Annotated in this window: 20 protein-coding genes and 1 pseudogene; 14 read left to right on the top strand and 7 right to left on the bottom strand. The window is 35.3% G+C overall.

Features of this window, described 5'->3' with window-relative positions; all coding sequences use genetic code 11:
• Window positions 1–355: 355 nt before the first annotated feature.
• Window positions 356–3,538, top strand: a pseudogene (locus tag KPL75_RS12025) (putative mucin/carbohydrate-binding domain-containing protein).
• Between the two features lie 41 nt (window positions 3,539–3,579).
• On the opposite strand, the gene KPL75_RS12020 reads toward KPL75_RS12025, so the two are convergent.
• A complete protein-coding gene (locus tag KPL75_RS12020) occupies window positions 3,580–4,218 on the bottom strand; it encodes an NAD(P)-dependent oxidoreductase (RefSeq protein WP_219920797.1) in 639 nt (212 codons plus the stop codon).
• Between the two features lie 304 nt (window positions 4,219–4,522).
• Between KPL75_RS12020 and KPL75_RS12015 the strand changes: the two genes are divergently transcribed.
• The 5 genes from KPL75_RS12015 to KPL75_RS11995 all read left to right on the top strand — a co-directional run bounded on the left by KPL75_RS12015 (window position 4,523) and on the right by KPL75_RS11995 (window position 11,212).
• Complete coding sequence (locus KPL75_RS12015; RefSeq protein WP_002144981.1) at window positions 4,523–5,953, top strand: alanine/glycine:cation symporter family protein; 1,431 nt, start codon at window positions 4,523–4,525, stop codon at window positions 5,951–5,953.
• A 315-nt stretch (window positions 5,954–6,268) separates the two neighbouring features.
• Complete coding sequence (locus KPL75_RS12010; protein ID WP_219920796.1) at window positions 6,269–7,711, top strand: alanine/glycine:cation symporter family protein; 1,443 nt, start codon at window positions 6,269–6,271, stop codon at window positions 7,709–7,711.
• A 305-nt stretch (window positions 7,712–8,016) separates the two neighbouring features.
• Window positions 8,017–9,198: a NupC/NupG family nucleoside CNT transporter gene (locus KPL75_RS12005; protein WP_219920795.1), complete on the top strand. Its 1,182-nt coding sequence runs from the start codon at window positions 8,017–8,019 to the stop codon at window positions 9,196–9,198.
• Window positions 9,199–9,698: 500 nt separating this feature from the next.
• Window positions 9,699–10,880 carry a NupC/NupG family nucleoside CNT transporter gene (locus KPL75_RS12000; RefSeq protein ID WP_219920794.1) on the top strand — a complete coding sequence of 394 codons (1,182 nt, stop codon included), beginning with the start codon at window positions 9,699–9,701 and terminating at the stop codon, window positions 10,878–10,880.
• Between the two features lie 95 nt (window positions 10,881–10,975).
• Window positions 10,976–11,212, top strand: coding sequence for a hypothetical protein (locus KPL75_RS11995; protein WP_219920793.1), 237 nt, complete (start codon window positions 10,976–10,978; stop codon window positions 11,210–11,212).
• Between the two features lie 25 nt (window positions 11,213–11,237).
• Here the strand turns inward: KPL75_RS11995 and KPL75_RS11990 are convergent, their stop codons facing one another.
• Together KPL75_RS11990 and KPL75_RS11985 are read right to left on the bottom strand one after the other, a co-directional pair.
• Window positions 11,238–11,744: a ferritin gene (locus KPL75_RS11990; protein ID WP_000949400.1), complete on the bottom strand. Its 507-nt coding sequence runs from the start codon at window positions 11,742–11,744 to the stop codon at window positions 11,238–11,240.
• 53 nt (window positions 11,745–11,797) lie between these two features.
• On the bottom strand, window positions 11,798–12,121 hold the full coding sequence (locus KPL75_RS11985) for a MazG nucleotide pyrophosphohydrolase domain-containing protein (RefSeq protein WP_001990794.1): 324 nt from the start codon (window positions 12,119–12,121) through the stop codon (window positions 11,798–11,800).
• A gap of 88 nt (window positions 12,122–12,209) precedes the next feature.
• On the opposite strand from KPL75_RS11985, the gene KPL75_RS11980 reads away from it, so the two are divergent.
• Together KPL75_RS11980 and KPL75_RS11975 are read left to right on the top strand one after the other, a co-directional pair.
• Window positions 12,210–12,773: an LOG family protein gene (locus tag KPL75_RS11980; RefSeq protein WP_002144990.1), complete on the top strand. Its 564-nt coding sequence runs from the start codon at window positions 12,210–12,212 to the stop codon at window positions 12,771–12,773.
• A gap of 118 nt (window positions 12,774–12,891) precedes the next feature.
• On the top strand, window positions 12,892–13,173 hold the full coding sequence (locus tag KPL75_RS11975) for a hypothetical protein (RefSeq protein WP_219920792.1): 282 nt from the start codon (window positions 12,892–12,894) through the stop codon (window positions 13,171–13,173).
• 16 nt (window positions 13,174–13,189) lie between these two features.
• Here KPL75_RS11975 and KPL75_RS11970 read toward each other — a convergent pair whose 3' ends face one another.
• The 4 genes from KPL75_RS11970 to KPL75_RS11955 form a co-directional block, all read right to left on the bottom strand.
• Window positions 13,190–13,387, bottom strand: coding sequence for a hypothetical protein (locus tag KPL75_RS11970; RefSeq protein WP_000656314.1), 198 nt, complete (start codon window positions 13,385–13,387; stop codon window positions 13,190–13,192).
• Between the two features lie 18 nt (window positions 13,388–13,405).
• Window positions 13,406–13,972 (bottom strand): hypothetical protein, encoded by a 567-nt coding sequence (locus tag KPL75_RS11965; RefSeq protein ID WP_219921186.1) that lies wholly within the window; start codon window positions 13,970–13,972, stop codon window positions 13,406–13,408.
• Window positions 13,942–14,382, bottom strand: a complete 441-nt coding sequence (locus KPL75_RS11960; protein WP_219920791.1) for a Dps family protein — start codon at window positions 14,380–14,382, stop codon at window positions 13,942–13,944. Before KPL75_RS11960 ends, KPL75_RS11965 begins: the two co-directional genes overlap by 31 nt.
• A gap of 292 nt (window positions 14,383–14,674) precedes the next feature.
• Entirely contained in the window at window positions 14,675–16,108 is a 1,434-nt protein-coding gene (locus KPL75_RS11955) for an alanine/glycine:cation symporter family protein (RefSeq protein ID WP_219920790.1), read from the bottom strand.
• A 410-nt stretch (window positions 16,109–16,518) separates the two neighbouring features.
• Between KPL75_RS11955 and KPL75_RS11950 the strand changes: the two genes are divergently transcribed.
• The 6 genes from KPL75_RS11950 (at window position 16,519) to KPL75_RS11925 (ending at window position 20,732) form a co-directional block, all read left to right on the top strand.
• Window positions 16,519–17,016, top strand: a complete 498-nt coding sequence (locus tag KPL75_RS11950; RefSeq protein ID WP_219920789.1) for a cation:proton antiporter regulatory subunit — start codon at window positions 16,519–16,521, stop codon at window positions 17,014–17,016.
• Window positions 17,017–18,216 (top strand): cation:proton antiporter, encoded by a 1,200-nt coding sequence (locus tag KPL75_RS11945; protein ID WP_002068109.1) that lies wholly within the window; start codon window positions 17,017–17,019, stop codon window positions 18,214–18,216. It abuts the gene before it with no gap.
• 80 nt (window positions 18,217–18,296) lie between these two features.
• Window positions 18,297–18,890, top strand: coding sequence for an undecaprenyl phosphate transporter UptA (locus KPL75_RS11940; protein WP_219920788.1), 594 nt, complete (start codon window positions 18,297–18,299; stop codon window positions 18,888–18,890).
• A 138-nt stretch (window positions 18,891–19,028) separates the two neighbouring features.
• Window positions 19,029–19,463 (top strand): DUF3920 family protein, encoded by a 435-nt coding sequence (locus KPL75_RS11935; protein WP_219920787.1) that lies wholly within the window; start codon window positions 19,029–19,031, stop codon window positions 19,461–19,463.
• A 112-nt stretch (window positions 19,464–19,575) separates the two neighbouring features.
• Complete coding sequence (locus KPL75_RS11930; protein WP_219920786.1) at window positions 19,576–19,986, top strand: MarR family winged helix-turn-helix transcriptional regulator; 411 nt, start codon at window positions 19,576–19,578, stop codon at window positions 19,984–19,986.
• A 50-nt stretch (window positions 19,987–20,036) separates the two neighbouring features.
• Window positions 20,037–20,732: a pirin family protein gene (locus KPL75_RS11925; RefSeq protein ID WP_219920785.1), complete on the top strand. Its 696-nt coding sequence runs from the start codon at window positions 20,037–20,039 to the stop codon at window positions 20,730–20,732.
• Window positions 20,733–20,937: the final 205 nt, after the last annotated feature.

Raw genomic sequence — 20,937 nt, 5'->3', positions numbered from 1 at the left:
ATTTTGGAAAAACTGTCCATAGATGGATGCCTATGAATGAATTGTAAAAAACGATATTTTTATACACATTTTTCATGTATAGACAACAATACTTGATAAAACCATCTCTCATCATTATTTTGACATGAAAAAGAGAACTCATCACGAAATATAGAGAAAGGTGAGGAGGAACTTTCGCTTCAAAAAATTTGTCACATAAGAAAGCAGATACATTTAAAGTGAACAATGGTAAGAGGTGTAGGGGCGCGAGGTTGAGTTGTATATATTAAATGATTGTATGAAGATAATTTGATTTTACAGTAAATAAATATATCTATGATGGTTTGCATTACAAAAAGAATAGGGGACACAGATTATGTCAAAGAAGAAAAAGAGTAGGGTATTAGTAGCTGGTGTTTGTTTAGCTGCATTATTAGCACCATATGGTCTTGAAGTGCCTAAAGCGTATGCAGAGATGACGATTGAAGGTAAGGAGAAACACCAAGAAGAGCGAGTGTATAAATTGCTGCCAAAAGGTGATGTAGATGAGATGCGTGAGTTGCATCAGCGTCGAATGAGTTTTTCTCCCTATGAACCAACTGGTATTTATGTAAAGCCAGGTGAAGAAGTAGTTATTCAAGTAGACGGGAATCAAAAGATTAAAGCTTATATTGGCACATATTCTTATGAAAAAGAAGAACCTAAACAATTCAATTTAAATCCTGGTGAAAATAAAATTTCTTCTCCGAATGGAGGGCTATTATACTTTTATAATTATCACAACACAGGAGAAGTAGTTGCTAAAGTAAAAAAAGGTGGTATACCAAATCCTTTATTTATTTTAGGTAAACATACGACAGAAGATTGGAAACGTATGTTGAAGGAATCACCGAATCCATATGCAATCGAAATGAAAGGGGAAAATAGTTTACTAACTATGCATCCTGAGACTGTGGCGGAACATTTGAAGCAAGAAAATCCAGCTGCGTTATTAAAGAAACATGATGAAATAATTAATATAGAGCATAAGATATCGGGTTTATCAAAAGATGGTGTGGGTGTTGCGAATCAAGGCAAACATTCCATTCATTATGTTGAAGACTGGTATACGGACAATTATATGTATGCGACTTATTATCGAACAGCTTATAGTAAAGGGAATTTAGAGTCAGTACTAAATCTAGAAGAGTTAACTGCTGATGGATGGGGACCTTGGCATGAAGTGGGGCATCAACATCAACAGGACACTTGGTTATGGGAGGGGCTTGGAGAAGTAACCGTTAACATTTATTCTTTAGCAGTTCAAACTGCATTTGGACATAAAACAAGGTTAGAGCAAGAAAATCGTTATGAAGCCGCATTTGCTTATCTAGGTAAACCAGATGCGCAAGAGAAGATGGATGTATTTGAGAAATTAGTTATGTTTTGGCAGTTGCATTTAGCTTATGGAGACCAGTTCTATCCGAAATTACATCAAATGTATCGTATGTTACATGATACAGAAATGCCTAAATCTGATGAAGAGAAAAAACAGATGTTTATTTATATGACGTCAAAAGTAGCTGGACAAAATTTAATTCCTTTCTTTGAAAAATGGGGATTAAGTACAAATGATGCTACTAGAGAGAAGATAGGAAAATTAAGTTTATCTAACTTAGAAAAAGAAATATGGCTATCTACAGATAGTAATCCAATTCGTGAAAAACAAACTGAGTTATATGAAGTTCCATATGGCGAGCCGAATAATACAAAAATACAAAATGTAGTAGTTGGTACTACATTTGATGAGAAAAAAGCAAACGAACTTGTATAGAATTTAGGAGAAGGTGTAAAAACGACAGGTGTGATTATGCATGATAAGCCTGAACTTGGAGAAAAAACTGTAAAAGTAGAAATTATAGATGAAAAAGGGAATAAAAATTTAATTCCTGTTGTAGTAAATGTTGGTTATGGTGATAGCTTAGTATTCAAAGGGCTCAATTATAGTACTGATATTAAATCGATTGTAACACTGCAACACGATCAGAAAAAGTTTAGTGCGACAGCTGATTCTAATCAAGTGCATTATTATTTTAAAGAAGATGCGTATTTTGAATTCACATTACTAGATCCAAATGGAAATGAGAAAAAGAAAGCAACTGTAAAAGGTGTTGAAAATGCGGAAGAATTCGCAAAATCGATTAATGGGTTAGAGTTCGAGTATGGTGACGTTGTAAAAGTGTATCACGCAGAATCAAATCGTTTTAATTGGTATCAAAATAATAACTTTATCGGCCAAGGTAGGGCGAAGGTAGAGGAAGAGTTATTATTTAAAGTAACAGAAAAGGGCTTTGAGAGAATGGAAGCTCAACAAGAAGTAACAGTAGTACCGCAAAAAGTAGTAATCGGAACAGATGCTGAAAGATTAGAAGCAAAAGATTTTGTTCAAGTGAAAGATGGAGAAGTAATCGGATTTGTAGAAAAACCGAATACAACAAAAATCGGTGAACAAAAAGTAAAAGTAGAAACGAAAGATCGTTTTGGAAATAAGAAAGTGACAGAAGTGCCATTGGAAGTAATGTATGGCGATAGTTTAGTCTTCCAAGGTGATGGTAATAAAACGCGTTCTGTTGTAACTGCGGATCATAATACGAAAAAGCTACAGGCAACATTTACGGATTCTAAAGTTCATTATCGTTTTGAGAATGAAAAATATATGGGAATCACGCTATATGATCAAAATGGAAATGAAAAGAAAGTTATTTCGGTAGAAGGGCAAGAGACTTCTGAAAGTTTTGCAGAACAGTTGAATGGTGTAGACTTCGCATATGGTGATGTTATTAAGGTATATCATGCAGAATCAAATCGATTAAAGTGGTATCAAAAGAATGAGTTTGTAGGTAACGGTAAAGGGAACGTGGAACAAGAGTTGTACTTTAAAATAACGGAAAAAGGTTTTGAAAAACTGGAAAGCTTACAAGAAGTAACAGCAGTACCACAAAAAGTGACAATCGGAACAGACGCTGAAAAATTAGATGCAAAAAACTTTGTTCAAGTAAAAGGTGGAGAAGTAGTTGGTTTTGTGGAAAAACCTAGTACAACAAAAATCGGTGAACAAAAAGTAAAAGTAGAAACGAAAGATCGTTTCGGAAATAAGAAAGTGACAGAAGTTCCTGTAGAAGTAACATATGGGGATAGCATAGTATATCAAGGTGTGTCCAATGTTACACGTTCTATTGTTACGTTAAATCATGACGAAAAGAAATTACATGCAACATTTACGAATGATGTGATTCATTATCGTTTTGTGAACGAACAGTATTTAGGTTTTGCGATTTATGATCAAAATGGAAATGAGAAAAAGCATATATCAGCAGATGGTCAAGAAACCTCAAAGAATTTTGCAGAACAAGTAAATGGTACTCCATTTGAGTATGGGGATGTTGTAAAAGTGTATCATGCAGAACCAAGTCGTCTGAAATGGTATAAAAAGAATGAGTTAGCAGAACAAGTAGCTTCAACAGAAGTTGTATTTAAAATCACTCAAAGTGGATTAGAACAAGTAAAGGAAACATTATAATAAAAAACGCGCATAGATATTGTATCTATGCGCGTTTTTTATTATTCAGCTTCAGAAACTACTGTGAAGCGTTCGTTTACGTGTTTTGGAGCTTCGATTTCATCAAGTGCTGCAACTGCAAAGTCTTCGTAACTTACGTAGCTATCGCCTTTTGAGTTAACAAGAAGATTGTCTTTGCCAGCTGTATAAGAACCAGTACGTTTTCCTAATGCGAATAGTGCAGAAGGGCTAATGAATGTCCAAGTGATATCATTTGTTTGTTGTAGGATTTCTAAGTTTTTACCTTGGTTTTGGGCTGTTGCAAGGTATTCGTTAGGGAAACCTGGTGTATCAAATACACGTGTTGTTTTTTCTTCGTCTACAAATAAGCTTCCAGCTCCACCAACAACAAGTAATTTTGTATTAGGTGCACCTTTCACAGCTTCAATAAGTACGTTTCCAGCATCTACATGAAGATGTTCTTGTCCTGCTGGAGCGCCGAATGCATTTACCACTACATCAAATGCTTGTAGGTCATTAGATGTAAGAGAGAATACATCTTTTTCTAAAACTTTTACGTTTTGGTCTGTAATTTTTGCAGCATCTCTTACGATTGCAGTTACTTCATGTCCGCGATCTAATGCTTCTTTTAAAATACGACTTCCCGCTTTACCACTTGCTCCGATAATTCCGATTTTCATAATGAATCCCTCCAAAGTGTTTTGTTAAAGTGTATATGTGAAAATGAATGAATTTGGTGTAATTAGGTTTGTTACAACCTGATGTAACCATTATAGTTACAGATTTGTGTTTTTGTCAATGGTGTTGTTTATGAAATTATTTTTTGTTTTAGTATGCACAGCTAGTGGAAGTAAAGTCACAAAAGAACAGGGTATTTATATTGTGAAACCTAATATTTGGAAGGTGTAAGTTGTCGAAAAATGTTGATTTTTGAATATTTTTTAAATATAATTCGATTTATGGAGAAAAGGAGGGGTTAATTGTATGAATATTTTAGAACAGTTCGTTTCATCGACGAATACGATTCTTTGGTCATATATTCTTATTGCAATGTTAATTGGTTTAGGGCTTTATTTTTCTATTAAATTGAAGTTCGTACAACTTACTCATTTAGGGGAAATGATTCGATTAATGAGTGATGGATTAACTGGAAAGACACGTAAAAAAGGCAGTGTATCATCATTCCAAGCTTTCTGTATGAGTTCAGCAGCTCGTATTGGTATCGGAAACTTAGCTGGTGTAGCGTTAGCTATTTCTATGGGCGGACCTGGAGCAGTATTTTGGATGTGGGTTATCGCAATTATCGGAGCGTCTTCAAGTTTCGTAGAAAGTACGCTTGCGCAAATTTATAAAATAAAAGATGGCAGTGGCTTCCGTGGTGGTCCTGCTTATTATATGGAAAAAGGTTTAAATAAACGTTGGATGGGGATCTGGTTCTCTATTCTAATTACAATTAGTTACGGTTTAATTTTCAACTCAGTACAAGCAAATACAGTGACATTAGCATTTAAAAATGCATTTGGTATTGAGCGTTATGTTGTAGGGATTGTACTTGCGGTATTAGTTGCGATTATTATTTTTGGCGGTGTGAAAAGTATTGCGCGTATGTCAGAAATGATTGTGCCACCGATGGCGATTATTTATATTGCAGTAGCTATTTTCGTTGTTATTAAAAACTATTATTTAATACCGGATATGTTTACAGAAATCTTTAAAGGTGCATTCGGTTTAGATTCAGCTGTAGGTGGCGGTATTGGTGCTGCAATGAAGTTTGGTATTCAGCGCGGATTATTTGCGAATGAAGCCGGTATGGGTAGTGCGCCAAATGCGGCTGCAACAGCTGATGTAACGCATCCAGCTAAACAAGGATTTATTCAAACAATTGGAGTATTAGTGGATACATTCTTAGTATGTACATCAACAGCGTTTATTGTACTATGTTCTGGTGCATATAAGGCAACAAATTTAGAGGGTATTGAATTAACGCAAGTGGCGTTAAGTTCACAAATCGGTTCGTGGGCAAGCAGCTTCTTAGCGATTATTATTTTCTTATTTGCATTTAGTTCACTTCTAGGAAACTACTATTATGGTGAAACGAATATTGAGTTCATTAAACAAAGTAAAACTTGGTTAACAATTTACCGTATTGCGGTAGTGGGAATGGTGTTATTCGGTTCTGTTGCGACGCTTCAAGTTGTATGGAATATGGCAGATTTATTTATGGGTCTAATGGTAATCACAAACTTAATTGCGATTACACTTCTTGGCCGATTTGCGTATGCGGCATTAGCAGACTATGTGAAACAAAAGAAACAAGGAAAAGATCCAGTCTTCAGTGCAGATTCTATTCCTGGTTTAACGAATACAGAGTGTTGGGATAAGCCAGCGGTAACGGATAAAGAAAAAGCTGTATAATAAAAAGGCGAGCATCGAGATGAATTCGATGCTCGTTTTTTATTGTAATAATGATGTGAAGGATAAAAGATGAGCGTTAATGTAAGAAAATAGTTTTTTACAATGTGTGTAAATTGCATTATCTGGAAATTATTAGTTTCACAAAAGTGGGTAAGTATACGCTAGCTACTGTTTTATGGTGTAGAAAAACAACGGTGTTATGAGTTATAACATGTTCGTGTTATAAAACCTGACATCTTTTGTCGAAAATTCTTGATTACTAAAAGTTTTTAGAATATAATTTTCTTATTGTTAGGAAGAGGGGGCAATACAAGTATGGATTTTTTAACTAATGTAATTGGGGATATAAATAATGTCCTTTGGTCATATATCATTATTGCGATGTTAATTGGATTAGGACTTTACTTTTCGTTTCGTGTGAAGTTTGTCCAAATTCGTTACTTCGGAGAAATGATTCGCCTACTTGGGGACGGGGCGAGTTCAAAGACAAGAAAAGCACAAAAAGAAAAAAGTGGTGTATCATCGTTCCAAGCATTTTGTATGAGTACAGCTTCTCGTGTAGGTACTGGTAACTTAGCTGGTGTAGCGATTGCAATTTCAGCAGGTGGTCCAGGAGCTGTGTTTTGGATGTGGTTAATCGCGGTAATTGGGGGTGCTTCTGCATTTGTAGAGAGCACATTAGCGCAAATTTATAAAGTAAAAGATGGGAATGCATTCCGTGGTGGCCCAGCGTATTATATGGAAAAAGGCTTGAAGAAACGCTGGCTAGGGGTTGTCTTCTCTGTTCTAATAACAGTTAGTTTCGGATTAATTTTCAACGCCGTGCAGTCAAACACAGTAGCGGCAGCTTTTGATGGCGCATTTAAAATGGATAGTAGACTTGTAGGTCTTGTTATGGCTGGTTTACTTGCAATCATTATTTTCGGCGGAGTGAAACGAATTGCTCGTGCAGTTGAAATGATTGTTCCAGTAATGGCAATTATATATGTAGCAGTTGCATTATTTGTTGTTGTAACAAACATTACGGCAATTCCGTATGTATTTAAAGAAATCTTCCTACATGCTTTCGGAATTAAAGAAGTAGTGGGCGGGGGATTAGGAGCTGCGATTTTACTAGGGGTAAAACGTGGATTATTTTCAAATGAAGCAGGTATGGGTAGTGCGCCGAACGCAGCTGCGACTGCAAACGTAACACATCCAGTTAAACAAGGTTTCATTCAAACTTTAGGGGTATTTACAGATACATTATTAATTTGTAGTTGTACAGCATTTATCATTCTTTTATCAGATGTACCGGGTGCAGCTGATCTAAATGGAATTCAATTAACGCAGCAGGCGTTAATTCAGCATATCGGGCCATGGGCATCTATATTTGTAGCAGTTGCAATTTTCTTGTTTGCATTCAGTTCATTAGTAGGTAACTATTACTATGGTGAAACAAATATTGAGTTTTTAAATGGAAGTAAAGTTTTATTAAATGTTTATCGAATTGCGGTACTTGGTATGGTTATGCTAGGTTCTGTAGCAACAATTCAAATTGTTTGGGATTTAGCAGATTTATTCATGGGTATTATGGCTGTTATTAACTTAATTGCGATTGTATTCCTTTCTAAGTATGCTTTCGCGGCATTATCAGATTACGTAAAACAAAAGAAACAAGGGAAAGATCCAGTCTTTTATGCGGAGTCTATTCCAGGTTTAAATAATACAGAGTGCTGGGACAAGCCAGCAGTAGTAGATAAAGAAAAAGCTGTATAATAAAAAAGGAACGAGCATCAGTGAAATTTGATGCTCGTTTTTTTTTGTGTAGTAATAAACTAGGGGAGAGAGGTAAAAGACGAACATTAATGAGAGTTTTATAATAAAATGTATTTTTTTTGAGAAAAATGCAGATGTGAGTTGTAATTTATGTTAGAATGATTAATGGCTTTGGAATAAGAGATTAGACGGATTTTTATATTCATTTTTATATTTTTAGTGATAAAGGGAAAGTTCGGATTATTTCTCATTTCTAATGGTCAGACGTTCAACATTAAAGAAGAGTTAAATGGAGGATTTTATTAATGAAGTTTGTTATGTTTCTGGTAGGATTACTCGTTGTATTCGTACTCGGTTTTCTTATAAGTGCCGATCGAAAGAAGATTAAGTATAAACCAATTATGGTTATGCTTGTTATTCAGTTGGTATTATCATATTTCTTATTAAATACGCAAGTTGGTTATATTTTAGTAAAAGGAATTTCTGATGGATTTGGAGCGCTTCTTGGATATGCGGAAGCTGGAATCGTTTTCGTATTTGGAGGCCTTGTTAATAAAGGAGAAGTTTCATTCTTCTTAACGGCATTATTGCCAATCGTATTCTTTGCGGTATTAATCGGAATTCTGCAGCATTTTAAAATTTTACCGATATTTATTCGTGCTATTGGTACTTTGTTAAGTAAGGTAAATGGTTTAGGGAAATTAGAATCTTATAATGCGGTAGCAGCTGCGATTGTTGGGCAAGCAGAAGTATTCATTACAGTAAAAGATCAATTAAGTAAAATCCCAAAACATCGTTTATATACACTATGTGCATCTTCAATGTCGACAGTATCGATGTCAATCGTTGGTTCTTATATGAAAATGATTGAGCCAAAATATGTAGTAACAGCACTTGTATTAAATTTATTTAGTGGTTTCATTATTATTCATCTTATTAATCCGTATGATATTACGGAAGAAGAAGATACATTGCAGTTAGAAAATAAGAAAAAGCAGTCATTCTTTGAAATGTTAAGCGAATATATTATGCTTGGTTTCACGATTGCGATTACAGTAGCAGCGATGTTACTTGGTTTCGTAGCATTAATTACAGCAATCAATAGCTTGTTTGATTCAGTGTTCGGTATTACATTCCAAGCTATTTTAGGATATATCTTCTCACCATTAGCATTCGTAATGGGTATCCCGCAATCAGAGATGGTAACAGCGGGACAAATTATGGCAACGAAATTAGTATCGAACGAATTTGTTGCGATGCTTGATCTTGGGAAAGTAGCTGGTGAGTTATCAGCTCGTACAGTCGGTATTCTTTCTGTATTCCTTGTATCATTTGCGAACTTCTCATCTATCGGAATTATCGCAGGTGCAACGAAAGGAATCGATGAAAACCAATCAAACGTTGTTTCATCATTCGGATTACGACTTGTATACGGTGCGACATTAGTAAGTCTTTTATCGGCGATTATCGTTGGTGTTATGTTATAAAGTGAAACTTTAATCAGTGGGGGCTTTATCCCCCGCTGATTATTAGCCTTCACCAATCGGGCTTTTACGGGCAGTTAATCACCCACCTAACTTCTTTGTTTTCGCTGAATTTTGAGGTGGGGGTCTTACTGCCCGTTAAAGCGGGGTAAAAAAGATGGCCCTAGCTCATAGCTAGGGCTATTTTTTTATGGTAAATTTACATGAAAAAACCAATTATTTAGGAATATATTAACATATAAAAATATTTTAAAATTTATATTGCATTTCAATTAGTTAACGCTTACAATTTGATTTGTAGGTGGTATCAATTTCAGACTTTCAAGTATGGTAGGAGAGAAGAGACTACCTTTTATAAATTGCAATTTATGTAAACGCTTACTGATTTTAGATAACAGTTGAATAATATTTAGGGGTTTTAAATTTTTTAACATCAATGGTCAGACGTCATTCGTTATACGTTATACGACCAATAACTCGTAGGAGAAGTGGAGGATTCACATATGAAACTAGTAATGTTTCTAGTAGGTTTACTTGTAGTGTTTGTACTAGGTTTCCTTATAAGTTCAGATCGTAAGAAAATTAAATATAAACCAATTGCACTTATGCTTGTAATTCAATTGGTACTTGCGTATTTCTTACTAAATACAAAGATCGGATTTGTGTTAGTAAAAGGGATTGCAGATGGATTTGGCGCTATTTTAAAATTTGCGGAAGCAGGGGTTAATTTCGTATTTGGTGGTCTAGCAAATGATGGACAAGCACCATTCTTCTTAACAGTATTATTACCAATTATTTTCTTAGCAGTATTAATCGGGATCTTACAACATATTAAAGTTTTACCGATTATCATTCGTGCAGTCGGTTTCGTATTAAGTAAAATTAACGGTTTAGGAAAACTAGAATCATATAATGCGGTAGCAGCTGCAATTGTTGGTCAAGGTGAAGTATTTATTACAGTAAAAGATCAACTAAGCAAATTACCGAAAAATCGTTTATACACACTTTGTGCATCATCAATGTCAACAGTATCAATGTCAATCGTTGGTTCTTATATGAAAATGATTGATCCGAAATATGTAGTAACAGCACTTGTACTAAACTTATTTAGTGGATTCATTATCGTTCATATCATTAATCCATATGACGTAAACGAAGAAGACGATATTTTAGAATTACAAGAAGATAAGAAACAAACATTCTTTGAAATGTTAGGCGAATATATTATGCTAGGTTTCTCTATCGCTGTAACAGTAGCGGCAATGTTAATTGGTTTCGTGGCATTAATTACAGCAATTAACGGTGTGTTCGATTCTATTTTCGGAATCACATTCCAAAGCATTTTAGGATATATCTTCTCACCATTAGCATTTGTAATGGGTATTCCAACATCAGAGATGCTAACAGCAGGACAAATTATGGCAACGAAATTAGTAACGAACGAATTTGTTGCGATGCTTGATCTAGGAAAAGTAGCTGGTGAGTTATCAGCCCGTACAGTAGGTATTTTATCAATCTTCCTTGTATCATTTGCGAACTTCTCATCTATCGGAATTATCGCAGGTGCAACGAAGAGTATCGATGGCAAACAAGCAAATGTTGTATCATCATTCGGACTAAAACTTGTATACGGTGCAACGTTAGTAAGTATATTATCAGCAATTATCGTTGGGGTTATGCTTTAATAAATAACAAAGAAGTCGTTTATCTCTCGCCTAGAGGATGAACGACTTTTTTATTTTGGTATGATAAATATAATAAGGCAGTGGGTGGAATTATGATGAAAGAGCGAGACAACTTAAAAGAGCTTGATGAGGTTATTGAGAATATTGATAAGTTAACCGGAGAAGATGCTAGAGCATTTTTGAAATTTATACATGGGTACTTGAACATAGTGGAAGAGGGAGATGGTACTTTTACTGAGAGTGATTTTGTTGAAAAGGTTTCAGGGATTTATAAGCAGGATTTGGCTAAGCTTATTCAGCTTAGAGAAGAACAAATTAAAAAATCACCTTAATACATTCATTAAGGTGATAAAAATATTACTCAGCTGGAGGCGTAAATGTACGTTTCTCTAATTCAGCATCTAGCATAAATAGTGCGTTTGAATCGCTTGTAATACGTTTTAATTTTTGAATGATGCTATCGAATGAAGCTTCTTCTTCTACTTGCTCATCAACGAACCATTTTAAGAATGTAATTGTTGCGTGCTCACGCTCATCCCAAGCGATATCAGATAAGTGATAAATACGTTTCGTTACTTCACGCTCGTGTTCAAGTGCGACTTCAAAAGCATTTAATACAGATTCGTATTCGTTATTAGGATTATCAAATCCAGTAATAATAGCGCGCTCGCCGCGGTCATTAATATAGTTGTAAAGCTTCATTGCGTGGAAACGTTCTTCTTCAGCTTGTACAAGGAAAAAGTTAGCGAATCCATCATAGCTCTCAGCTGTACAGTAAGCAGCCATTGCCATATAAGCGTGGGCAGAGTAAAATTCAAAGTTCATTTGTTCATTTAATGCGTCGTGCAATTTTTTAGATAACATAAAATCCCCCTTATTATTGTGACAATAATATTATATCATAATTGATAACATTCTCATTTAGATGTTTCAAACCTTTTCGAAAGCTTTGTGACGTGTGCTTCCATAATGTCCTGCAAATCTAAATCATATTTTTGCGAAAGAATAATAAGATTAGATAGTACATCACCAAGTTCTTCTTTTAGTTCTTGTTTTAGCTCTTCTTCTGTTTTCGCATCTTCATCAGGACGATCGCGGCCGATTTCAATAGCGCGAACAACTCGTGAAACTTCCCCAACTTCTTCAGTTAAGAAATTTAAGCGAATAAAGGCATTATACTGTGACCAGCTTCGTTTTTCGTAAAATTCCTCAACCCATCTTTGAAATGCAACGATATCCATTTCTTCCTCATCCCTTCAATATGCTGTACAATGTCAATTGTATCATAACAATATATAGTTTCGGGGTGTAGGAATGAGAAAGATTTGTGTGTTTGCAGGTTCCAATTTAGGGGAGAGACCAGAATTTAAAGAGCAGGCAATGGAATTAGGCAAAATGTTTGTTGAGAACGACTATGAGCTCGTATACGGTGGTTCATGCGTTGGATTAATGGGAGAAGTAGCAAACGAAGTTCTTCGTTTAGGTGGACGTGTAACAGGTGTTATGCCGCGCGGTCTATTTCGAGGAGAAATCGTACATACAGGATTAACAGAATTAATTGAAGTAGAAACAATGCATGAGCGCAAGGCGAAAATGGCAGAGCTTGCGGATGCTTTCATTGCATTACCAGGCGGATATGGAACGTTTGAAGAGCTATTTGAAGTTGTATGTTGGTCACAAATTGGTATACATAATAAGCCGGTTGGTTTATTGAACATAAAAGACTTTTACGGACCAATTTTACAAATGGTTGAACGGGCAGCAGAAGAAGGCTTTATGAATCCATCGAATAAAGAGTTAATCGTTTCCGCTGAGACGGCAGATAAACTAATTCATGAAATCCAAAATTACGAGCGTCCTGTCTTGGGGACGAAGTGGAAGCAATTATCATAGTACATTTTTATAGCGATTTATAGAAACACATGTCTTTTTTTTCGTAAAAAGGCATGTGTTTTTAATATAGTCAAATATATTAATGTTAAAATATAATGTTTTCAAAAAGGAGAAATAGATGGAGGAGTTTGTGTATTTACGTCCTGTTTTTAAAAGTATTTTAGCAACGTCTATTCTTGTTATGCTAATCGTTTTAAGACAGAAGAAAGAGCTGATTAATGAATTTTCGCTTTGGTTTATTTCGATAATGTGTGTCGGTGTTTCAGCGATAACATTGTTTATGTCTGGATTTATCGTTGATGAGTATAGTCTAGGTGGAGATCCACAATCGTTTTGTTTGTTTATAGCAATTGATTGTATCAGTGGTTTGAATTTTATTATTTATTATAGACGGAAATAAAAGAAGGCATTCCATATTACTTTGGAATGCCTTTATCACTTTGATTACTTTGTTTTTTATACAGGTACCAGCCACCCCAGCCGCCACCAATTGCTACAACAACGAGGAAAGCATAGTCTTTAACCTCGACACGTATGTTGAAAATATTAGCTATGAGTAAGAGAATCCCAACTGTTATTAACGCAAAAAATGCTCTAATTAAGTAGTCTTTCAACTGAACCACTCCCGTCATTTAAGTCGTAAATGATGAACTTGGAAAAGCTTTTTTGGATCTAATTACTAAAGGGTGTTTCCTATATTTTAACATAAAAGAGATTGTAATATATTGATAAAAGTAGGGAAAGGGCGCGCTAATATTGTCGTGTTTTGTCGGTAAGTCGATATAATGAAAAAATCGCCGATATAATTCGAGTTGCGGTCGATATAATTGAAAAATTGCTGATATAATTTCATGTACTTTCATGTGTGGCAACCTCATAGAAAAAAGCGACTCTGAACGAGCCGCTTCCGCTTTTACATAATATCCAGCTCCAGCGGCTAGAACAGTCGGTTGTTTCACTCCTTCATTCGAGGCAAAAAGCGCCTCTTCGTCAGGAGCTCCAATGCCCTCCTGTTCTGAGCGAGCCGCTTTCGCTTTTACATAATATCCAGCTCCAGCGGCTAGAACAGTCGGTTGTTTCACTCCTTCATTCGAGGCAAAAAGCGCCTCGTAATCAGGAGTTCCAACACCCTCCTGTTCTGAACGAGCCGCTTTCGCTTTAAAATATATTATTGATTCAAGAACGCACGTAGCATCCAAGCGTGTTTTTCTAGTTCTGTGTAGATGCCTAGTAGTAGGTCAGATGTCATTTCATCGTCAGAGTCTTGAGCGATTTCCATGCCTTTTTTCAGTTCACTTAGCATCATTTCGTAGTCTTTCATAATTGATTCGACCATTCCTTCTGCAGTTTCTCCGTAAGCTGCTTCTTGAATAGAAGATAGTTCTAAGTACTCTTTCATTGTTGCTACTGGTTTACCGCCAATTGCTAAGATGCGTTCTGCAATTTCATCGATGTGAGTAGCTGATTCTGTGTAAAGTTCTTCGAATTTCTCGTGTAATGTGAAGAATTGAGGTCCTTTTACGTACCAATGGAAGTTGTGTAGTTTTGTAAATAAAACGCTCCAGTTTGCTACTTGTTTGTTTAATGCTTCGATTACTTGTTTGTTCATTATGATCAATCTCCTTTTGAGTTGTTATGTTATATCAATTACTAATTTATAATTATTATAATCTAGTAATTTGTATAAATCAACCCTTTTGCTGGAATTAATTTGAACAAATTATGAACTGTTGTAAACAAAAATCCCTATTACTGTGAAGTAATAGGGATTTTTGTTGATATCTAGCTCCAGCGGCTAGAACAGTCGGTTGTTTCACGCCTTCATTCGAGGCAAAAAGCGCCTCGGAATCAGGAGTTCCAACACCCTCTTGTTCTGAACGAGCCGCTTCTGCTTTTAGTTATTACACAGCTTGTCTCTTTTCTTCTACATCCTGTCCATCCCAACATTCTGTATTCTTTAAGCCAGGGATAGAACTTGCAATGAAAACAGGATCTTTTCCTTGTTTCTTTTGCTTTATATAGTCTACTAATGCCGCATAGGCGAACTTGCTAAGGAATGAGATGGCAATTAAGTTTGTAAATACCATTAGTCCCATAAAGAAATCAGCTAAACTCCAAACCGTTTGAAGTGCAGCGATAGATCCGAAGAACACCATTCCGACAACTGCAACACGATAAATCAGTAACCATGTTTTGCTTTCTTTAATGAATGCGATATTTGTTTCACCATAATAGTAGTTTCCTAGTAAAGAACTGAAAGCGAATAGGAAAATAATAATCGCTAAGAAAGTGCTTGCCCACGGTCCAATTTGTGAACTTAATGCTTGTTGTGTTAATTCAATACCTTCTAAATTCGATCCTTTGTAAAGTCCAGAACATAATACGATAAACGCTGTTGATGTACATACTAAGAATGTATCTACGAAAACACCTAATGCTTGAACAAGTCCTTGTTTTACAGGGTGAGATACATCTGATGTTGCTGCTGCATTAGGAGAGCTACCCATACCAGCTTCTGTTGCGAATAAACCGCGCTGAATTCCGAACTTGATTGCTGCTCCAATACCACCAGCGAGGGCTTGGTCTAAACCGAATGCACTGTTAAATATTTCTGTAAAAATGCTTGGTAACATATTGAAGTTGTTAATAACGACAAAAACAGCTACTCCGATATAAATGATTGCCATTGGAGGAACAATCATTTCTGTAATACGTGAAATGCTTTTAATACCACCAAAAATAATTACCGCAACTAATAAAGCTAAAACAGCTCCTACGATAGTTCGTTCTAGTCCAAAAGCATTTTCAAACGCTATAGTTACTGTATTTGCTTGTACTGAGTTGAAGATTAATCCGTATGCAACTGTAATTAGAAGTGAAAACCAGATACCCATCCAGCGTTTATTTAATCCTTTTTCCATGTAATATGCTGGGCCCCCACGGAATCTGCTTCCATCTTTTACTTTATAAATTTGTGCAAGCGTACATTCTACAAAACTAGTAGCTGCTCCGAGAATCGCGATAAACCACATCCAAAATACTGCGCCAGGTCCACCCATAGAAATTGCTAATGCTACACCAGCTAAGTTCCCGATACCAATGCGGGCTGCCGCACTTAAGCAAAATGCTTGGAATGGAGAGATGCTATCTTTTTTCTTTTCTTTTCGATTGAATCCTTTACTAATTAAACTGACCATCTCACGGAAATGAGTAATTTGGACAAATTTCATTTTAAAAGAGAAATAAAGACCGAAGCCGATTAACATTGCAATAAGAATATATGACCACAGAATATTATTCGTTACCTCAAGGGATCTGCTAAAGATATCAACCATATAATACACTTCCTTTTTTTCATAATAAGAAAAGTATATGCAAAAAATATATCAGAATCAAATTTTCTAAAAAAACATGTTACTTAATTGTACTTTATGTTATGGTTAAGTTACATCGTAATATTTTTAGAATTATTTACATTTTAAAAAACTAAATTTAAAGCGAAAAAGAGGGGATAATTTGAAAGAAGAATCTTTATTGAAAGTAAGCCTTAAGAGTTTGAAAATGAGAAGTAATTTATTTTTTATCATTACATCTTTAAGTATCTTTTTAGGAGCCACTTATTATTACAATAAAAGATTTCCAAATCACAGGTATCCTGAATGGTTAGAATTTCTAAAATTGATTTGATGAATAAAAGACGGAAAAACAGAAAATTCAAATAAAAATCGTTGTGGAGGAGCTAAATATGAATATTAGAGAAAGTGAACTTCCGGGTATTGGTTACAAATTTCAAATCGTTACGAAAGGTAACGAAAAGATGGTGATTGTCATTCATGATGATGGGCGTAGAGAAATGTATCATTTTGATTCAGACCATGAAGAAAGCATCTCAAGTATTTCATTACGTGACTCAGAGGCAAGACAAATTGCAGCAATATTAGGTGGGATGGTATATAAACCTCGGGCATTAGAAAATGTTGAGATGGTCTTTGAAGGTTTAGCAATTGAGTGGTTCAAAGTGGAGAATGCAGCGCCAGTAATTGGAAAAACAATTGGTGATCTTGAAATAAGAAAAACATATAGCGTAACGATCATTGCAGTTATGAAAAAGAATATGAAAAAGCTATTTAATCCAGGACCAGAAACAGTAATTGAAGAAGGCGATATGCTTGTAGTTTCGGGTGAGAGAGAAGAAATTAAAAAAATTATTAATGAGTTACTTTCGAATAGGGGGACTGACTAGATGGATACTTTAATTTTTGAAGTTGGTACAGCTTTAGTTTTAGTAGCAATTGCGGCAGTAATCGCTGGAAAGTTTAAATTCTCAGTAATACCTTTTCTAATTGTTCTTGGCATGTTAGTAGGACCGCATGCGCCGACAATAGGTGTTATCGATCTCAAATTTATTGAAAGTGCAAGTGTAATTTCCTTCCTTGGAAGGATTGGAGTTCTCTTCCTTCTGTTCTATCTAGGCCTGGAGTTTTCGATGAAAAAACTAATTAAATCTGGACGTTCTATTGCGATTGGCGGAACGATTTATATTTTAATTAACTTTTCACTTGGATTATTATACGGATTTATAATGGGCTTCCCTTTACTTGAAATCTTAATTATTGCGGGTATTATTACGATTTCTTCTAGTGCCATCGTTGCTAAAGTGTTAGTGGATTTAAGAAGAACTGGTAATAATGAGACCGAATTAATATTAGGAATTATTATGTTTGAAGATATATTCCTTGCTGTATATTTATCAGTAGTTTCAGGCTTAGTACTTGGGGATCATGCTTCCTTCTTAGGTGCCCTTACTTCAATTGGAATTGCTTTAGGATACATGCTTCTATTCTTTATTGTGGCTAGAAAGGCTACGCCGTTATTAAATAGATTGCTCAATATTAGTTCAGATGAAATTTTCATTATTGTAGTATTTGCTTCGTTATTCTTTATTGCAGGTTTCTCGGAAACAATTCACGTTGCCGAAGCAATTGGAGCACTTCTTTTAGGATTAGTTTTCTCTGAGACAGAGCATAGTGACAGAATTGAACATCTCGTTGTTCCATTTAGAGACTTTTTCGGAGCTATTTTCTTCTTCAGTTTCGGATTAAGTATCGATCCGTTTTCATTAGGCGGGGCGATATGGTTAACGTTAGGTGCTGTCCTTCTTACAATCGTCGGAAACTTTGTTGCAGGGATGATTGCAGGAAGACAAGCTGGATTATCTCATAAAGCATCAACAAATATTGGATTAACAATCGTTTCAAGAGGAGAGTTCTCCATCATTATGGCTAATATCGGTATCGCCGGTGGTTTAATGTCAGTATTGAAACCATTCTCAGCACTATACGTGCTTATACTATCGATTTTAGGTCCACTTCTTACGAAAGAGTCGAAAAATGTATATAAATTATTAAATAAAATATTTAAGTGGGATACGAAGGCAAACTAAATTTTTAAAAATAAAAGTACAAGATATTTACCGCTTGTACTTTTATTTTTGGCAATGAAAACAGTAAAGAGAGGTAAATGATGTTAGGAGAGTTGATTCATTCAGTTTTAGTTTTTTTAGAAGGACTTGGTTATTGGGGAATTATGCTTGGACTGATGTTAGAAGTTATTCCAAGTGAAATCGTATTGTCTTATGCAGGATATTTAGTATCGGCAGGAAGTATTACATTTTGGGGTGCTGTTGCGTTCGGTACAATTGGGGGTGTAATCGCACAATTATTTATTTATTGGATTGGTCGATACGGAGGAAGACCTGTTCTAGAGCGATATGGAAAATATATTTTGATTCAGAAGAAACATATTGATTATGCTGAAGCGTGGTTTAATCGTTACGGAACTGGTGTTATCTTTACCGCGCGCTTTATTCCTGTTGTGCGTCATGCTATTTCCATACCAGCGGGTATTGCAAAAATGTCACATGCTAAGTTTATTACGCTAACTACACTAGCTGTTATTCCATGGTCAATTGTGTTTGTATATTTAGGCTTTAAATTAGGAACAGAGTGGGAAAGTATTAATAAAGTAGCTGGGCCATATGTGAAATATTTTGCACTTGCTGCTATTGTTTGCGCACTTGGTTATTTTGTGCTCAAAAAAATGATGAAAAAAAAGTGATTACGGAAAAGGAATCTATGCCGACATAGGTTCCTTTTTTTATTGTCATTTTTCAAAGGGGCAAAGAGTACGTTTAATATTTACCATATTGTGGCATACATATAGAAAAAGAGAGCTTGGAAAGGGGAATAAAAAGAAATGGAACTCCAGTTTCAAAATGTATATCAACAAGTTGAGAATTGGTATGTGTTGGATTCGGAGCTTCCTTGGGATGCCAAAAGGCTAAGAGATGATTTGTTTTCACTGATTGAAGCGTGTAAAACGCCAGTTATTTTTTGTGATACGTGTGATGCGAATCATGTACTTTTATCATTAGGAGAAGAAGAAGAGGAATTTTTATTCCCGGTAGGTGGTTTTTATCATAAAGAAAAACAATTAATTTTCGTTTGTATGTGGGAAGAGTATGAGCAAGTGCTTAAAACACTTTTGCATGAATTTCGCCATGCGATGCAGCATAAGAGAGAAGTATTGTATGTTGGAAGTGAATCATACGAAGAGAGATGGATTGAGAAAGATGCGAGGAAGTTCGCGGAGAGGAAATTAGATGAATATAAAAATAGAAAATTGATGTAAAGCATAGTGGAGAAATAGCGCTGTGCTTTCTTTGACGCTTACTATAAGTAAGTTATTGACTTTTATAAAGTTTAGTCCTAAACTAATAGTATTAAACGAGCGAGGTGATGGAATGAAAATCGAAGATAGACTAGGATTACTATTATGGTTTCGTTTATCACGCTTTTATAATAGAAGTATTCGTGAGACAAATCAGCATTTGAAAAAGTGGAATGTATCTGCCGCTCAGTTTGATGTATTAGTTCAAACTGGAGGACACGATCGTTTAACGCAGCAAGAGCTTGGAAATAAGTTGTTTGTTACGAAAGGAAATGTTACGCAGCTTTTAAATAAGATGGAGCAACTAGATTGGATTCAGCGTGAACAAGAAGGTACCACGAAATATATTTCATTAACAGAAAAGGGAAAGGTTCTATATGAAGAAATAGTCCCGCCGCAAGAAACATTTCAAGCAGAGCAATTTGGTAAGTTAAATAGAAAAGAACAAAAACAATTATTAGAATTACTGAAGAAGTTGCAGTGATAAAATTAAAAATAATTATCTCGATTTCGAGATAATATGAGGTGAAGGATATGTTTAGAAAAGTTGATCATAAAAATATGGGAAGAGCAAATCACGGTTGGTTAAATACACATTTTCATTTTTCCTTTGCAAATTATTATAATCCAAACAATATGAATTTTGGAGCAGTGCGTGTTATGAATGATGATTTAATAGCGGCACAAACTGGTTTTGATATGCATCCGCACCGTGATATGGAGATTATCTCTTACGTTATAGATGGTGAATTAACACATGAAGATAGTATGGGGAACCGAGGGACAATTGAGCGTGGGCATGTTCAATATATGAGTGCAGGTACTGGTGTATTTCACAGTGAGCATAACTTAGGAAATGAAACATTACGTTTATTGCAAATTTGGATTTTACCAGACCGCGATGGTCATAAGCCGAACTATGGTGAGTTTAAATTTGATTGGAGTAAACGTGAAAATGAGTGGTTCCATATGGTTTCCCCAGTAGAAGGCGATGCACCAATTCATATTCACCAAGATGCAAATTTATATTCTTTATCATTAGAGGCTGGTAAAGAAATTCATTTTCCTGTTAAAGAAGGACGTCAATTATACCTTGTACAAATTGAAGGTAGCAGCGTTATAAACGGTGAAACACTTGTAATGCGTGATGCAGCGGAGGCTGTAGGAGAGGATGTTCAAATTCAAGCGAAAGAGAAATCTCACTATTTAGCAATTGAAATGAAAATATAATAAAGTGAAACTTTAATCAGTGGAGAGGTATTCATCCCACACCAATCGGGCTTTTACTGGCAGTTAATGCGGGATAAAACAAGATTTTAATTTGTGGTGATTTTTCAGTATATGAATAACAGGATGAAAAGTTAGAGGAAAGAGGACATCGAAAAAAGATGTCCTCTTTTTTATACGTTGAATTATCAGAAAAAACTTTCTCAAT

This window comes from Bacillus sp. NP247 (assembly GCF_018966865.1).
Lineage (GTDB): Bacteria > Bacillota > Bacilli > Bacillales > Bacillaceae_G > Bacillus_A.
Note: the sequence above shows the minus strand (reverse complement) of the source record. Positions and strands in the feature narration are given on the sequence as shown.

Coding starts and splice junctions, on each gene's coding strand:
- KPL75_RS12020 (WP_219920797.1), bottom strand. CDS start 4,218: ATGAAAATCGGAATTATCGGAGCAAGTGGTAAAGCGGGAAGTCGTATT.
- KPL75_RS12015 (WP_002144981.1), top strand. CDS start 4,523: ATGAATATTTTAGAACAGTTCGTTTCATCGACGAATACGATTCTTTGG.
- KPL75_RS12010 (WP_219920796.1), top strand. CDS start 6,269: ATGGATTTTTTAACTAATGTAATTGGGGATATAAATAATGTCCTTTGG.
- KPL75_RS12005 (WP_219920795.1), top strand. CDS start 8,017: ATGAAGTTTGTTATGTTTCTGGTAGGATTACTCGTTGTATTCGTACTC.
- KPL75_RS12000 (WP_219920794.1), top strand. CDS start 9,699: ATGAAACTAGTAATGTTTCTAGTAGGTTTACTTGTAGTGTTTGTACTA.
- KPL75_RS11995 (WP_219920793.1), top strand. CDS start 10,976: ATGAAAGAGCGAGACAACTTAAAAGAGCTTGATGAGGTTATTGAGAAT.
- KPL75_RS11990 (WP_000949400.1), bottom strand. CDS start 11,744: ATGTTATCTAAAAAATTGCACGACGCATTAAATGAACAAATGAACTTT.
- KPL75_RS11985 (WP_001990794.1), bottom strand. CDS start 12,121: ATGGATATCGTTGCATTTCAAAGATGGGTTGAGGAATTTTACGAAAAA.
- KPL75_RS11975 (WP_219920792.1), top strand. CDS start 12,892: ATGGAGGAGTTTGTGTATTTACGTCCTGTTTTTAAAAGTATTTTAGCA.
- KPL75_RS11960 (WP_219920791.1), bottom strand. CDS start 14,382: ATGAACAAACAAGTAATCGAAGCATTAAACAAACAAGTAGCAAACTGG.
- KPL75_RS11955 (WP_219920790.1), bottom strand. CDS start 16,108: ATGGTTGATATCTTTAGCAGATCCCTTGAGGTAACGAATAATATTCTG.
- KPL75_RS11950 (WP_219920789.1), top strand. CDS start 16,519: ATGAATATTAGAGAAAGTGAACTTCCGGGTATTGGTTACAAATTTCAA.
- KPL75_RS11945 (WP_002068109.1), top strand. CDS start 17,017: ATGGATACTTTAATTTTTGAAGTTGGTACAGCTTTAGTTTTAGTAGCA.
- KPL75_RS11940 (WP_219920788.1), top strand. CDS start 18,297: ATGTTAGGAGAGTTGATTCATTCAGTTTTAGTTTTTTTAGAAGGACTT.
- KPL75_RS11935 (WP_219920787.1), top strand. CDS start 19,029: ATGGAACTCCAGTTTCAAAATGTATATCAACAAGTTGAGAATTGGTAT.
- KPL75_RS11930 (WP_219920786.1), top strand. CDS start 19,576: ATGAAAATCGAAGATAGACTAGGATTACTATTATGGTTTCGTTTATCA.
- KPL75_RS11925 (WP_219920785.1), top strand. CDS start 20,037: ATGTTTAGAAAAGTTGATCATAAAAATATGGGAAGAGCAAATCACGGT.